Origin of the sequence: Bacillus cereus group sp. N6 (assembly GCF_016483705.1) — a bacterium.
Lineage (GTDB): Bacteria > Bacillota > Bacilli > Bacillales > Bacillaceae_G > Bacillus_A > Bacillus_A wiedmannii.
Genome location: NZ_JAEHBI010000027.1, coordinates 1 through 15,295 on the forward strand (window position 1 = coordinate 1; position 15,295 = coordinate 15,295).

Genomic DNA, 15,295 nt, shown 5'->3' on the forward strand with positions numbered 1-15,295 from the left:
CGTTGTAGTTCAATCAGCTTTAGGGATTGCCCGCAGTTAACCCTCACTACTAGCCAATCACTTGACTAGCAGGGCTTGCTGATATATTTAATTAACTTTGGTTATAATTGGTTAAATAAATCGTAACAGTTAGTTACCCCTTTTTTAATTCACTTAGTTAAATAAACATTGCTATCATTATGAAATTCTATCCTCACAATAACGATGTTGATAATCATTATCATTTTATGATGTAACTGTAATAAAAGCAATAAAAAAAGACTTCCGCTAAGGAAAGTCTCCTATCTCAATATTTCGTTCGCTTCTTTTTCATAAATTTTATCAAATGAAGTCATAACGCGTTGTGACGCTGAAATCATTTTTTGATCCGTCATAAGATCAGCCATCTCTTTCGTCATATCTACATTTGAATTTTCTAGCATATGATTTTTTACTGTCCCTACTCCGTTCGGTAAATCAGCAATGTTTCCTTCTGCTAGTGTAAAGCTTTTGTTCTCTCTTTGTACGAGACGATTATTCGCTTCTGCACCTACTGTTTTTGTTTGCAGGCGGGCAATATTATTTTGTGTTACTGCATCATATAACGTACCGTCTGCTTGTACAGCTACTTTTGCTCCTTCTGGAATACGAATACGTTCATTATTCTCTCCCATTACGAAAGCGCCTGAAGTTGTTTGCAGGTAACGATCACTATTTAATGTAAAACTACCGTCTCTCGTTAAAAACGTTTCATTATTTTTAGATGTAACGAAAAACGAAGCTGTGCCGGCCGTACCGTCATCTAAAAAGAAATCTGTATCACTATTTGTCATTTGTATATTTCCTTGTACTAAGTTCACATGCGTTGCGGCTGGTACTACAGCGTAATCAGTCGAACCGATATTTGTCACAGCCCCATCTCCGCGGCGATATGTGTCTTGTACATCAAATACTTTAGAAGTCATATTTTCTGCTTTAAATCCTGTCGTTTGAGCATTTGCAACGTTATTCGAATGAACATTAATGCGCTGCATGTAATTCATCATACCCATAGAACCTATATAAAGACCGTTCATACTCGTTTGAATAAGGCAGTTGCCTTATCCTTCACCTCTTTTCTATGATGTTTGCAACATTTGTTTCGCTAAATGTTCAGCTGTAGCGATATGTATATGTTGCTTCACGTCTTGTCCGTCTGTCATTAATACAATTGGAGCCGATGATACTGCTGGAATTTTCAATAATTCACCACTACTTGCTGTTTCATCAAATTTCGTAAATACGATACCATCAATATGAATATCTTTAAAGTTCGTAATGATTTCAATCATATCTTTACTTTTCATCGAAGCTGATAACGTTAAACAAATGTAATCTGGCTCTACTTGTCCCATCGTTTCAATCATTTCTTCTACTGTTTCTGACGCACGATAATTTTTTCCGGCGGTATCAATTAAAATATAATCGACGCGCGCTTCTTCTTTAAAATACGTAAGCGCTCTTGTCATTGCAGCTTCATCACGTACAGCGATTACTTCAAATCCAATCGTCTTGACGTAATCTTGCAGTTGCTGTACTGTTCCAATGCGCGAATGATCTGTCGTAATAAAACCGACCGTTTTTTTCTTACCGTGAAACTGCCATGCCATTTTCGCAAGAGTCGTCGTTTTTCCAACTCCAGTTGGACCGATTAATGCAATTGTTTGCACTTCTTTTTCAAAAACGTTTTCCGTATTGAAATGAGATCTCATATCTTCCAATATGTATCCGATCACTTCTTCTTCTGTAATCATCGTCGCATTCTCAAACTTCACTTTTAACTTTTCAGCATATGCATGAATGAAATATTGTTCTACATCGTTTTGCTCTAGCATGCGAATTACCTTTTGAATAATAAAAGGTACAGATTCTTGCTTTTCTTTCTTTACAACCACTTCTTCTTTCTTAACGGGAACGACTTTTTTCACAGTTTTTTGCTTTTCCGTTACTTTCGTTTCTTCCGTCTGTTTCACAACGACGATACCTTTTTCAAACAGCTTTAATAGTTTCTCTTTCTTTCTTGTCCATTCTTCACTATTTCCTGTTTGCATCGCCGCATATGACATAGAAGTCGTCACGTTTTCTAAATTGTGCAGTACCGATTGAATTCCGTTCGCCTTCACAATTTGTTCTGAAGAATCATTTACAACATCCATTAGTTGTTCATGAAATTGAGCTGTGCCTACATTCACTTCTTCCTGTTTATCCTCTGGAAAAGCAACTAACATTTCATAATTCTTTTTCCAAAAAAACGGGATATTTCGTTTTACACTTTCATCGACAACGTAATAATAATCTGTACCATATTGGTCAAATAACTTTCGATACAATTCATTTTTTGAAGCTGCTTTTATTCGCATCAACGCTTCTTTCTTTTCTGTACTTTCCATTACTTCACCCCCTACTATTCAATATAGGCAATTTGATCTACAACAATTTCCGGTGCTAATTCGCTAATACAAAGTACTTGCGCTTCTACTTGATAACGCTCAAGAAGTCTTACAATCGCAAATCTGAAATCCTTTCTACGCGTTAATAATACTGGTTCTCTTCCCATTAAACGAGCTTGTTTAAAGACACGCTGTACTTGTTCAACAACACGTGTTTCTAAATCTAAATCCCAGTTTAATAAGTAACCTTGGTATGAATTATTTACAACATCCGCATCTAACTCTATTGAATCTGAGAAGAGCGCCGCATATATTTTACTGTCAGGATTTTTCGCATTTTCACAAATCACTTTTGAAATACATTCACGGACGAATGACGTTACACCGTCGACATGATTTTGATAAATTTCTTTTCCGTCAATAATACCTTCGATAATAGTTGGTAAATCACGAATAGAAATACCCTCTTTTAGCAATTGTTTAATAACATTTTGAACGAGTGATAAGTCGATTTCTTTCTTCTTAATCTCTTCTAATAAAACACCGTTATCATTTTCAAGCGAGTTAATTAAGTCTTTTACATGTTGACGCTGAATTAATTCATGAAGATTACGTCTAACGATAACATCTAAATGTGTAATTAATATGCTAAGCGGCTCTAATACTTGATAGCCTTTCATTTGTGCATCTTGTACCATATGTTCTAAAATCCAATATCCATCTTCACCGAAAATCGGATCTTTCGCTGGTTCTGCATCTAAATCGGCCATTACATTCGGTGTTTTCAGTGCTAATAAATAACCTGATTTCAAAACACCTTCAGCTGCCTTCGCACCTTTAATACGAATAATGTAACGTCCGCGTGGTCTAAAACTCGTATTATCTTTAAAGTTAATGCCAGGAACGTTAATACCAAGGTCGGTAATAATCGACTTCCTCATAAGAACAACTTTATCACGAGCTGTTTCCCCGTTAATCTTCTGCTTTACAAGGGCTGCTAAATCTAAACCGAGTTCTACTATAATTGGATATTTATCTGTAAATACTCCGAATGAATCTTCCACTTGTTGCAGTTGCTCATCTTCGCCTTGAATCATTTCTAATTCTTTTTGAAGCTCGTCTTCTTTTTCTTTCTTTATTCGGTTTTTATTACGAATTCCTAAGAAAATAATTGTTCCACCAACAAGAGCAAACGGTAGAAATGGTAGCGGAGTGAAAATACCCATCGCAATAAATAAACCACCAAGCGCATATACAACAACTTCATGTGCTAATAACTCTTTAAAGATACCTTCTGTTACTGTATCAGATGAACCATCAAATACACGCGTTACGATAATCCCAGTTGAAATCGCAAGCATTAACGAACCGATTTGGTTTACGATTCCGTCACCGACAGTTAGCTGTGTATAATGAATAGCTGCTTCAGCAAAACTCATGCCCTGCTGCATCATCCCGACAATTAAACCGAAAATAATGTTTACGAATAAAATGACAATCCCGAAAATAACGTCCCCTTTAATGAACTTTCCGGCACCATCCATCGCTCCGTAAAACTCTGTTTCCATATTTAATTTCTTTCGTTTTGCCTGTGCATCTTTTTCAGTAATAATACGCTGGTTTAAATCAGCATCGATCGACATTTGTTTCCCGGGTAAAGAATCAAGTGTAAAACGAGCTGCAACTTCAGCTGTACGAGATGCACCGTTTGCAACGATAAACTGGAATATGATTAATACTATGAAAATAACGATACCAATTAATAAGTTCCCGCCAATAACAAACTGACCGAACTCTTCAATAACATGCCCCGCATTTCCGTCTGTCAAAATCGCTCGCGTCGTCGATACGTTAATCGATACGCGGAAAATCCCGATTAATAACAGCATCGTCGGAAATGACTTTAATTCATCCCACTCGTTAATACTTGTTGCTCGCATATAAATAAGCACTGACATACTTAGTAAAAAAACGATAACGATATCAAGTATAAATGGTGGAAGTGGAATTAAGAGCGCCACTACGAATGACGCTGCTAAAAAGATAGAAAAATAGGTTCTTGCAGAATCTATCTTAAACACAAGAGATCTCCTCCAACCGCGCTATTATACTTCAAGTTCATTCGTTTGAATTAAATAGCGCATAACTTCAATTACAGCTACGTATAAATCTTCTGGAATCGTCTCATCTTCCTCGACTTGATAATATAAAGAACGAGCAAGCGGACGGTTTTCCACCATTGGTATTTCTTGTTCGCGGGCAAGCGTTCGTATGTATAATGCGAGCTCATCTTCCCCTTTTGCAACGACAATTGGCGCCGCATCAACCTGTTTATTGTACCGAAGTACGACCGAAATATGAGTCGGGTTGTTTACAATAAATGTTGCACCATCCATCTTCTTCGCAATTGTCCCTTGCAAGATGGCATGCATAAAGTTTTTTCGCTTTCCCTTTACTTGCGGGTCCCCTTCATTATCTTTATGCTCCCTTTTTACTTCTTCTTTTTTCATCTTAATATCTTGTTCGTACTCCCATTTTTGATAAATAAAATCAATAATAGAAAGAACAATTAATATAATTAAAATAGCTAAAAAGATAAATTTAATTTGCCTAATAATTTCAGTAAGTGACGCAGTCCAGTTAAATCCAATCATACTAACAATCTTCTCTAAATTCTTTTTAAACAGAATGTAAGCGACGTAACCGATTAATCCCATATAAAATAGTGATTTCAAAATATCTACTAAACTTTTACGACTAAACAATCTCGTAAAATAGTTTTTTGGGTTAATACGTGACGCTTTCGGCTTAATGACTTTAGAAGAAAATAAGAAACCGACTTGAATCATATAATTAAATAAATGAAAAGCGTATACGAGTATTAATATTGGCGCGGATACTTTTAGTAATAAAATCCCCATCAAATAAAAATACTCAGTTGAATCTGTATTTTTTCCAATTTGATCAAACAGCACCGCTACAGAATTCGCAATCTCATATCCGAGCCAATCTCCGAAAAAGTAAACGACAACTGCTAATACTAGTATGGAAAATAAATTATTTAAATCTTTACTCCGGGCAATATTCCCTTCTTCACGCGATTTCTTACGCTTCTGCGGGGTGGCCTTTTCTGTTTTATTATCCTTTGCCATGCGCGTCCCCCTACTTCGTCAAGAAAAAGTTAAATAGTTTCGTATATTCCTCAAGCAATACATCCGTCATATTTTTAAACACATAACCGAGCATCGGTACACTCATCGCAATAAACAAAATACCACATGTGATTTTAATGACGTACGCATTCATAAAAACGTTTAATTGCGGAGCGTTTTTTGCGATTAAAATTAAAACAAAGTTAATGATGAACAAACTTCCCATAAGCGGAAGAGCAATTTCAACCGCTGATGTAATCGCAAATAATAACGTTGCGAGTAGACTATCTAGGAAACTAGTCGTCAGCAATTTTGAAATCGCCTCTGTATATTGAAACGACTTTAAAATCGTGGCAACGAAATAATTAATGCCGCCAAGTGAAATAAAAATAATGAGAAAAAATATATCAAAAATGGTTGAAAGTAAAGTAGACTGTGAACCCGCATTTACATCAAACAAACTTGCCTGTGATAAACCGATATCAAAGTCTAAAATATGCCCTGCCATTTTTGGAATATTCCACAGCATTTCTACAATTTTTGAAAGCGATAATCCGATTACAATTTGCGTACCTGCATAAGCTGCAACGTCCCAAGTTGTCTTTACGTGAGAGACATCAACTTGATCGGCCACTGTAATCGAAAGAGCAAGTCCAACTGTAACCTTTGCCATCGCTGGAATGGATCGACCTGAGAAAAACGGTAAAAAATATAAAAATGAAGTAATGCGGCAAAACGCAAAAAACGTCACCGCCCATAATTCCATATTCATTTCAGTTCACCTATCTTAGTACGAACGCAATAGCGATGGGATTTTATCAAATAAATCTAAAATAAGCGTCGTTAACTCTTGAAACATCCACGGACCTAAAATGATAATAACGAGTACAATACTCGCCATTTTCGGTAAAAACGTCAGCGTTTGTTCTTGAATTTGCATCATCGCCATAATGACAGCGATAATAATAACGACAATCATACTAACACCGGCAACCGGCATTAAAATCATAACCCCTTTATAAAAAAAGGTTTGAAAAATATCTATAATTGGTGACGTATTCATTTATATGACTCCTATCACATAGCATCAAACGCTTCAGGCGACCGTTTTAAACATAATGTCGACGATTTTTGTATATCCACCTAAATATACGAAAACGAGTATTTTAAATGGTAAACTTAAAATCATCGGCGGTACCATCATCATCCCGAGGTACATTAAAAGTGTACTAATAATCAAATCTATAAATACAAACGCTAAATAAATGAACATCCCCGTTAACAACCCTTTTTGGATTTGCGTTAACGTAAAGGATGGTACGAGCGTAAATAAGGAAAGATCTTTCAAATCTTTCGGCAACTCTTCTCCGCGCACTTTCAGCATCATTTTTAAATCATGCTTATATGTATGCTTTGACATATACTCTTTCATAATCGGAGCTGTCGTCTCCGCAGCTTGACTTACTGTTATTTTCTCTTTCGTCATCGGATCCCAAACATCGCTCTTTAGCTGCCCAAGTACAGGCTGCATCGTGAAGAGGGATAAAAATAGTGCAAGTCCAACGAGTACTTGGTTCGGTGGTAAGTTCATTACCCCAAGTCCTTGACGTGTAATCCCAAGAACGATCATAAAATAAGTAAAATGTGTAAATAATAGAACGATAGAAGAAGATAATGATAATAGGGTAACGAGCGCAAATAACTGTACACTTGAATTACTCGTAAACTCTTTTCCATTTTCGAAATTAATAAAACCGTTCGGGGCCGCATACGCTGGATTTACAAAAACAATTGAAAAAACGATAGAAAATACGAAAATAACGGCTAATAATGATAACTGTTTCTTTATTCTCATGATGGATCCTCTACTTTTTTCGTTTCACTCTTCACCGCGTCTTCTAGCGCTTGTTGAAACTGATTTCCTGTTCCTGTTAATTGCACAGATTGTACACCGTTATTACTAATAACAGTGAACACTTGCTTGCCATCCACTTCAAATAAAAAGGCACTCGTTTGATGATTTAAATACACGCCGTCTTTTACTTGAATATGGCCATTTTCACCTTGTTTAAAAAACTGCTGCTTGCGCGTCTTTTTCGTCATATAATATGCACCGTAGCCGAGCGCACCAAACAGTAAAACGACTTGAAATAAGGTCGTCATATACGACATATGACTCCTCCTCTACTCTTTATCTTGCATTTGACTTTGCGCTTTCATAAGCGCAGCTTGCTTCTTATCGGCTTCAATTTCAGAAATGATAATACCGAACTTCTCGTCCATTACGATCGCTTCACCGATGCCGACTTTCATATTACTTAAATACACATCTACTTTATGTCCTAGGTTTTTCTCTACTTCCAGAACATCGCCCACTTTTAACTGTTTCACATCACCAAGCGTAATAGATGACTTTCCAAGCTTTACACCAAGTTCAATCGAAATATCTGAAACGGTATCAATATGTGCTTTACCCGCTTCATTTCGCTTTCCTGCAAAATCTTCTAATCCCATTAATGACACAGGAGATACTTCATGCTTCATATGGATCCTCCTACTCTATAAAACTTTTAAATAAGAGCGCCTTACGCGTTCCATCTTTCCCAATAAAACAATTAAATTTATGCTTTCCATCTACATAACCAAGTAATTCATCCGAAACTTTCGTATGAAGCGGAATAATATCGCCTTCTTCAATTTGTTCAATCTCACCCATTGTCATCTTCTGCTCGCCAATTGCAACGTGAACAGGTTTATACACTTGATTTACTTTCACTTCCACTTCAGACGTATACTTTTTACGCTTATCCGAAGAATGTTCGACAATATTTTCAGACGTTAACTTATCCATAATTTCTTCAACAGATAAGAACGGAATACCGATACGCACCGTCGTATTCCAAAAATCTGTTTTCATATTTACGTTCAGTAATGAAATGATATCACTCGCTGTCGTAATCTTTAATGCATTCGGATCTGTCTCCGTCGTTACAAATTTCGGTTCAATCGCCACAACACTTTCAAATGATTGCTCTAAATTTTTGCAAAGGAGCATAAAAATATTATCCAGTGTTAAAAACTCAAATGCAGTAAGTGGTCTGCGCATCGTAAAGTTACGCTTACTATCTCCACCAAGCCAACATTCATGAATATAAATAACAAATGCTAAATCAATCTCAATTACAATTTCTCCAAGCTCTGGAAGGCCAAGATCAATAACACAATATAAATAATAATCTTTCGGCATTTTCTCCACATACTCACTCGTGAATGGAACTTGTTCAACCGTAGAAGGCTCTAACTCAATCGGAATACGCATACGCGCTGACAACGTCTGTGACGTCTGTTTACCAAATGTAGAAGCAATTGCTTGCAAGCTACGTAAATGCTCAACACCGAACTTCTCCGGTCTATTAAAATCATACTCTTGAAATTTCTCTTGCTTCCCTGCTTCTTGTGCGAAAGCTGGCATTTCCTCGCCTTCATTTACCGCCTTCAGCAGGGCATCAATTTGCTCTTGGCTTAATTTTTCGCCACTCATGACAATCCCCTTCCCTACCTTTTCAATTCAACGATTTCAACGTACATCTTCCCGTTTTTCGTCAAAATCTTTCCGGTTCCAATCTCTTCATTCTCAAGCATAAGACGCACCGTATTTTTCGTTGAATTTTCAAGACGATACAATGTACCTTTCGTAATATGAAGCAAATCTTCAATTTTCTTTTTCGTATTTCCGATTTCAAAATAAATTGTTAACGGAATATCATCTTGTAATTTCAAATCTAGCCAACTCCCATATCATGTTCACGAAAATTTCATGTTCTCTCTATATATGAAATTTCTTATTTTGAAACGTCGATATTTAATATTTTTTTAATATATCCTTGCGTTTCTTTAAATGGCGGTACGCCTCCGTACTTTCTCACATTACCAGGGCCAGCATTATAAGAAGCAAGTGCCAATACTAAGTCGCCGTTATTTTTCTTTAAATAACCGCTTAACTCTTTCACACCGCCCTCAATACTTTCAGCTGGTGAAAATGGATTTTTTATACCCATCTCTTTCACATTCGCTGGCATAAGCTGCATAAGACCCATCGCACCTGCATGTGACACCGTTTTCGGATTAAAATTAGACTCTACTTCAATCATTTTTTGAATTAACGTTTTCGGAATTCCATATGTACGGCTAGCGCGATCAATAATATCCTCATACTTCCCCTCATTGGAAGAACGTATTTTTTGAATATTATACTTCTTCGTTAATTCCCACGTATCAGCAGCCTCATTTTTCGTTTCTGGGAAACGTCGTTCAAACTCTTTTTGTGCGACTTGCACTTCATCTACGTTCTTCGTTTCAGCTTTTTCTTCAGGCTTACTCGCTTCCTCTACTTTATTAATAGATTGTTCCGGTTTATTTACGACCGTTTCTATTTTCGTAGATTGTACCGGCTGACTCATATTCTCTACACTTGCCGGCTGCGCAGTACCCTTCGTCTCCTTCACAGGTTCACTCTGCAACTTCTCTTGAAAACGACTACTAACGAATGCTTGTGGACTACTTAGCTTTTGCTGAATTTGTCCTTTCTTATATGCAAGCACTTCTTTTACTATATTTCCAACTAACATAATATCACCTTTTCGGTAAACAAAGATAATCTAATATTAGAGTTTTTTTTAAAAGTTTGCAATAATCCTTTTAATAATATTGTAATAAAAAAACGACTAAATTGTTAAACTGTTATTTTTTTATATTTATTAATTCGAATTTTTAGTTGACACCCATTGTAGCAAGGATTACAATAAATCTCGAAATTGATTTTTTCGCATATTACCGTTTTTCAATTTGCAGAAAAGTCAATATAAAAAAATGGGGGTTCTTAACATGAGAATTAATACAAACATTAATAGCATGCGTACGCAAGAGTACATGCGCCAAAACCAAGCAAAAATGAGCAACGCTATGGACCGTTTATCAAGCGGTAAACGTATCAACAACGCTTCTGACGATGCAGCAGGCCTTGCAATCGCAACTCGTATGAAAGCACGTGAAGGTGGCTTAAACGTTGCTTCTCGTAACACACAAGACGGAATCTCTTTAATCCGTACAGCTGATTCTGCTCTAAATTCTGTTTCAAATATCTTACTTCGTATGCGTGACCTTGCAAACCAATCTGCAACTGGCACTAACACGGCAAAGAACCAATCTGCTCTACAAAAAGAGTTTTCTGCATTAAAAGATCAAATTGATTACATTGCAAAAAATACACAATTTAATGATAAAGCACTACTAAGCGGTGAAGGCGATACACAAGTTGGTAATATTACAATTAAAATCCAAACATTAGATTCTGATGATGCTGGTAAACAACTTGACATTAAATTAGGTAGCTCTACAGCTAAAGCTTTAGGACTTGATACATTATCAATTGAAGGTGCATCTGCAACTGGCGGAACTGCTGATGTTACAGCAATGAATACTGCATTTAATAATTTTAAAGTTGCATTTGATGCTGCAACAGTTGCTACAAATGATGGTGATAAAACTACAGCTGTCGACGATTTAAAAGCTGCATGGAATACTAATAAAGCTAATTTTGATGCTGCTACTATTACAGACTTTGAAGCAGCTTTAAATAACTATGCGACTGAACCTAACAAAGATACTGCATATACAGCAATTAAAGACGGATTTGCTAAACTTGCAGCTGCTCCAGCTGCTCCAGGTGCTCCAGCTACAGGTAAACCAGCAGCTTTAGATGCTGTAAAACAAATCGATGCAGCACTTGAAAGCATTGCTAATAGCCGCGCTGACCTTGGTGCAACTTTAAACCGTCTTGACTTTAACGTAACAAACCTTAAGAGCCAAGAAAATTCTATGGCATCTTCTGCTTCTCAAATCGAAGACGCTGACATGGCGAAAGAAATGTCTGAAATGACTAAGTTCAAAATCTTGAACGAAGCTGGTATCAGCATGCTTTCTCAAGCAAACCAAACTCCACAAATGGTTTCTAAATTATTACAATAAGCCATTTGAGTTAGTTGCATGAATAAACCTCTCTGCTTGCGGAGAGGTTTATTTTTTCTATATAGATAGATTAAATGCTTTCCTTAGCTGGAAGAGAAGATTTATCCATATTTAGAAGCGGTAAGGGCTGATTGTAGCCTAGTCCTGTGTATGAAAACAAAAAGATAAAGTAAGTACAAACCCTTTGATCCTTCCATATCCGTTTATTAGCTTTAGAACACTGACTATATCAATTTTATAAGGAGTATCTATTATGCGTATTGGTACGAATGTTTTAAGTATGAATGCTAGGCAGTCGTTGTATGAGAATGAGAAGCGTATGCATGTTGCGATGGAGCATTTGGCGACTGGTAAGAAGTTAAACCATGCTTGTGATAATCCAGCTAACATTGCGATTGTGACTCGTATGCATGCGAGAGCGAGCGGTATGCGCGTGGCGATTCGTAATAATGAGGATGCGATATCGATGCTTCGGACAGCGGAAGCTGCTCTTCAAACTGTGACGAATATTTTAAAGCGTATGCACGATTTAGCTGTTCACTCTGCAAGTGGTACAAATTCAAATAAAAACCGTGATTCACTGAATAAAGAGTTTCAATCTTTAACAGAGCAAATTGGCTATATCGGTGAGACGACTGAGTTTAATGATTTATCCGTATTCGACGATGAAAACCGTCCTGTTACGTTAGATGATATTGGTCATACAGTAAATATGACGAAACATACTCCCCCTTCCCCTACACAACATGACATCAAGATTTCAACAGAACAAGAAGCAAGAGCTGCAATTCGTAAAATAGAAGAGGCTTTACAAAATGTATCACTTCATCGTGCTGATCTTGGGGCTATGATGAATCGTTTACAGTTTAATATTGAAAATTTAAATAGCCAAAGTATGGCCCTAACAGATGCATCATCTCGAATTGAAGATGCGGATATGGCGCAGGAAATGAGCGATTTTTTAAAGTTTAAATTGTTAACTGAAGTTGCACTTAGTATGGTTTCACAAGCAAATCAAATACCGCAAATGGTTTCCAAGCTACTACAATCTTAAAAAATCATCTTCCTTCTTTGAAACGATTCCATACAAAACAAAAGGGAAATACATATACACTATGTATCTCCCTTTTATTTTGTACCCAAATTTTATTACTGCGTTACAGTCATAACCTGCCCACTACGATCAACCATAATTTTCATTTTACCGTCTTGTGCGTTATATAACCCTAATTTATGCAAATCTTGTTTACATTCTTTTACGAAGAAAGGCAATGTGCGAATTTGATCGATATCAGAGCTCGTAATGAAATGAATTAAATGATGCGTCATTTCTTTTATATCATGAACAAGCTCTCCTTTTTCTCGCTTTAGTCTTTCATTTTCAGCTCGTAATACATGTAACTCACCTTCAAGTACACGAGCATTCTTTTCATCTTTTGAACGCTCTGCAGCCATGCTAGAAAGTTTATAGATGCCTTCCATGAACTGATGTAGTTCATGCTCTTTTCTTTCACTACACTGACTAATCGTTTCAAAGTTATCAACAATGCCAGATATAACTGTTACAAGATTTTTTTCGTTCTCTGTATTTGGAACTTCATTTCTAAATTCTTTTTTGTTTTCTTTTTTTATTTCAACAATTGATTCTTTTACAGGCGTATATTTTCGCTTTCTTCCTGGTTTTTGTTTTTCAATATTTTCAAACGGTATTTCACATTTTTTTAATTTGTAATACGTATTTTGCAATTGGCTTGCCGTTTTTGGAAAAAGATTTAGTTCTTTTTTACTAACGTATTTTGAAATATTAATAATGTTTAAACCGTGACGTTGGGAAAATTGATACACTTCATACAGTAACTCTAACTCAGACTTCAGCCATGTAATTGTAGATTTTTCATACGCTCGCATCCCGCCATTTTTTTCTATATCTATTTGAAATAATACCATTCTATTATATAAATCAACTAATTCTTCATACTCTACTTGGAATTGTTTCTCTATTTTTTTTAATTCCTCCTCTAGTTGCACATCGTTCATTTTATTATTTGACATGTTTTGTAAAAGATTTAATACATTGATTGCTGTGTGGTGATACATAATCTGTGCCACTCCCCCTCATCCTTTCACAATTCTCATCTGACTCCCATGTCTTTTTAGAAAATAGCAATTTTTTCATATCCATATTATAACATTTCGAAATTATCTGTCAAATATTAAACATACAAAAATGTATAGAAAGTATAGAAATAGAAAAATTATTTTTAATTAATATGTATAATTACATATTAATTATATTATATGGTATTTCGGATATATTTTCACCGAAAAAGTTTGCGTTACTACGCAACCTTACTAGCATATTCCCAAAATACGCTCTCTTATATTTTCAAATAAACAAGCTCGCTATTTATTCATTAAACGAATTGAAAATCTCGAAGTAGAGACTATTCATACAGCCACAAACACTCCAGAAATGTTTAATCTTTCTACCTGTACAGCAGAGTATAGAATGCAAAAAAGGAACTAGCCAGTACTACTTACACGTGGCTAGTTCACTCCTCCCTACTAAAAAAATAGAGTTGTATATCAGTTCTTCAAACCCTCAATCAAAGGCCCTATTCTTCTACTGACCTAAAACCACTCCATATATCTGACCTCACATCGCATGGGGCTCTATTAGGCACTGACCGCCACCACGCATGGCTAGCTCCTCTATTCCAGCTAAAAAGAAGCTTTTAAAGTACTAACTTATCAACTAAACCAATTAACTCTTGAATATCTGGCTTACTTACTTGAGCATTTGCTCCTACAGCTTCGCCTTTATGGAATAATTCATTTGTAATTAATGAAGAGAAAATAATGACCGGTAAACGATTCATTACTTCACTATCCTTAACAACTTTCGTTAAATGATGTCCATCCATTTTCGGCATTTCAATATCCGTAATTAGCAGGTGTATATGTTCAAACATTTTTTCACCTTGCTCTTTCGCTAATTTTTCAATTTGTGCTAATGCTTCTGCGCCATTGCTGAAGAAGTTCATTTTCGTATATCCAGCTGATGATAATGTTTCTTCTAATATTTGGCGAAGCATCGCTGAATCTTCTGCAATATAAATCACTTTTTCAGCTCGATCTGTTTTTTGTTCTAACCCTGCAAGTGATTTATTGTCATAACCAGTACCGCTAATTTCACATACAATTTTTTCATAATCTAATAGCAAAATGATTTGTCCATCTAGCTTTACAATACCAGATGTTGTTTCTTCTAATCCCATAGATAATGAAGCTGGTTCATCAATTTGTTCCCACGAAATACGTTGAATACGATGCACTTCATCAACGCGGAAAATAACCTTCATTTGGTTTAATTCAGAGATAATAAATTTCGTTTGATCAAGTGGCTTTGTTGATTTTAAATTAAGAGCCGTTGCTAAGTTAATAACAGGTAAAATTTCACCACGTACTTGAACAACACCTTCAACTGCATGATGAGATTCTGGCACAGTTGTAACAGGGAATGGATTAATGATTTCACGTACTTTCATTACATTAATACTAAATAGGTTTTCACCAACAGTATATGTAACAATCTCTAATTCATTTGTTCCGCTTTCTAATAAAATACTTTGTGCTTGTGACATAAAGGTGTCGCTCCCCTTCCATTAATTCCGTATATCTAATTATTAAGCTTTATTAAACCGAAAA

At 36.0% G+C, this 15,295-nt stretch carries 16 protein-coding genes; 2 read left to right on the top strand and 14 right to left on the bottom strand.

Annotated elements, in window-relative coordinates; all coding sequences use genetic code 11:
* Positions 1-281: 281 nt before the first annotated feature.
* From JDS99_RS18400 to JDS99_RS18455, 12 genes are all read right to left on the bottom strand, one after another.
* Positions 282-1,055 carry a flagellar basal-body rod protein FlgG gene (locus JDS99_RS18400; RefSeq protein WP_097891682.1) on the bottom strand — a complete coding sequence of 258 codons (774 nt, stop codon included), beginning with the start codon at positions 1,053-1,055 and terminating at the stop codon, positions 282-284.
* A gap of 42 nt (positions 1,056-1,097) precedes the next feature.
* The gene (gene flhF, locus JDS99_RS18405; RefSeq protein ID WP_199695467.1) at positions 1,098-2,408 is read right to left on the bottom strand and encodes a flagellar biosynthesis GTPase FlhF; all 1,311 of its coding nucleotides are present in this window, start codon (positions 2,406-2,408) and stop codon (positions 1,098-1,100) included.
* Between the two features lie 14 nt (positions 2,409-2,422).
* Positions 2,423-4,489, bottom strand: coding sequence for a flagellar biosynthesis protein FlhA (gene flhA, locus JDS99_RS18410; protein ID WP_199695468.1), 2,067 nt, complete (start codon positions 4,487-4,489; stop codon positions 2,423-2,425).
* Positions 4,490-4,513: 24 nt separating this feature from the next.
* Positions 4,514-5,560 carry a flagellar type III secretion system protein FlhB gene (gene flhB, locus JDS99_RS18415; RefSeq protein ID WP_098093107.1) on the bottom strand — a complete coding sequence of 349 codons (1,047 nt, stop codon included), beginning with the start codon at positions 5,558-5,560 and terminating at the stop codon, positions 4,514-4,516.
* Between the two features lie 10 nt (positions 5,561-5,570).
* Positions 5,571-6,332 carry a flagellar biosynthetic protein FliR gene (locus tag JDS99_RS18420; protein WP_199695469.1) on the bottom strand — a complete coding sequence of 254 codons (762 nt, stop codon included), beginning with the start codon at positions 6,330-6,332 and terminating at the stop codon, positions 5,571-5,573.
* Positions 6,333-6,347: 15 nt separating this feature from the next.
* Positions 6,348-6,623, bottom strand: a complete 276-nt coding sequence (locus JDS99_RS18425; protein WP_001098085.1) for a flagellar biosynthetic protein FliQ — start codon at positions 6,621-6,623, stop codon at positions 6,348-6,350.
* Between the two features lie 33 nt (positions 6,624-6,656).
* Positions 6,657-7,415, bottom strand: coding sequence for a flagellar type III secretion system pore protein FliP (locus tag JDS99_RS18430; protein ID WP_001220587.1), 759 nt, complete (start codon positions 7,413-7,415; stop codon positions 6,657-6,659).
* The gene (locus JDS99_RS18435) at positions 7,412-7,732 is read right to left on the bottom strand and encodes a hypothetical protein (protein ID WP_000121176.1); all 321 of its coding nucleotides are present in this window, start codon (positions 7,730-7,732) and stop codon (positions 7,412-7,414) included. The genes JDS99_RS18430 and JDS99_RS18435 overlap by 4 nt, the downstream gene beginning before the upstream one ends.
* A gap of 12 nt (positions 7,733-7,744) precedes the next feature.
* Positions 7,745-8,104, bottom strand: coding sequence for a flagellar motor switch protein FliN (gene fliN / locus JDS99_RS18440; protein WP_000680010.1), 360 nt, complete (start codon positions 8,102-8,104; stop codon positions 7,745-7,747).
* 10 nt (positions 8,105-8,114) lie between these two features.
* Positions 8,115-9,101, bottom strand: coding sequence for a flagellar motor switch protein FliM (gene fliM / locus JDS99_RS18445; RefSeq protein WP_199695470.1), 987 nt, complete (start codon positions 9,099-9,101; stop codon positions 8,115-8,117).
* Between the two features lie 14 nt (positions 9,102-9,115).
* Entirely contained in the window at positions 9,116-9,340 is a 225-nt protein-coding gene (locus JDS99_RS18450; protein ID WP_000775712.1) for a flagellar motor switch protein FliN, read from the bottom strand.
* Positions 9,341-9,402: 62 nt separating this feature from the next.
* On the bottom strand, positions 9,403-10,188 hold the full coding sequence (locus JDS99_RS18455; RefSeq protein WP_199695471.1) for a lytic transglycosylase domain-containing protein: 786 nt from the start codon (positions 10,186-10,188) through the stop codon (positions 9,403-9,405).
* 256 nt (positions 10,189-10,444) lie between these two features.
* Between JDS99_RS18455 and JDS99_RS18460 the strand changes: the two genes are divergently transcribed.
* Positions 10,445-11,587, top strand: a complete 1,143-nt coding sequence (locus JDS99_RS18460) for a flagellin N-terminal helical domain-containing protein (RefSeq protein WP_199695472.1) — start codon at positions 10,445-10,447, stop codon at positions 11,585-11,587.
* Positions 11,588-11,840: 253 nt separating this feature from the next.
* Positions 11,841-12,641, top strand: coding sequence for a flagellin N-terminal helical domain-containing protein (locus JDS99_RS18465; protein ID WP_199695473.1), 801 nt, complete (start codon positions 11,841-11,843; stop codon positions 12,639-12,641).
* A gap of 95 nt (positions 12,642-12,736) precedes the next feature.
* On the opposite strand, the gene JDS99_RS18470 is transcribed toward JDS99_RS18465, so the two are convergent.
* Together JDS99_RS18470 and JDS99_RS18475 are read right to left on the bottom strand one after the other, a co-directional pair.
* Positions 12,737-13,684: a DNA-binding domain-containing protein gene (locus tag JDS99_RS18470; RefSeq protein WP_199695497.1), complete on the bottom strand. Its 948-nt coding sequence runs from the start codon at positions 13,682-13,684 to the stop codon at positions 12,737-12,739.
* 638 nt (positions 13,685-14,322) lie between these two features.
* Positions 14,323-15,231 (bottom strand): chemotaxis protein, encoded by a 909-nt coding sequence (locus JDS99_RS18475; protein ID WP_000075958.1) that lies wholly within the window; start codon positions 15,229-15,231, stop codon positions 14,323-14,325.
* Between the last annotated feature and the right edge of the window lie 64 nt (positions 15,232-15,295).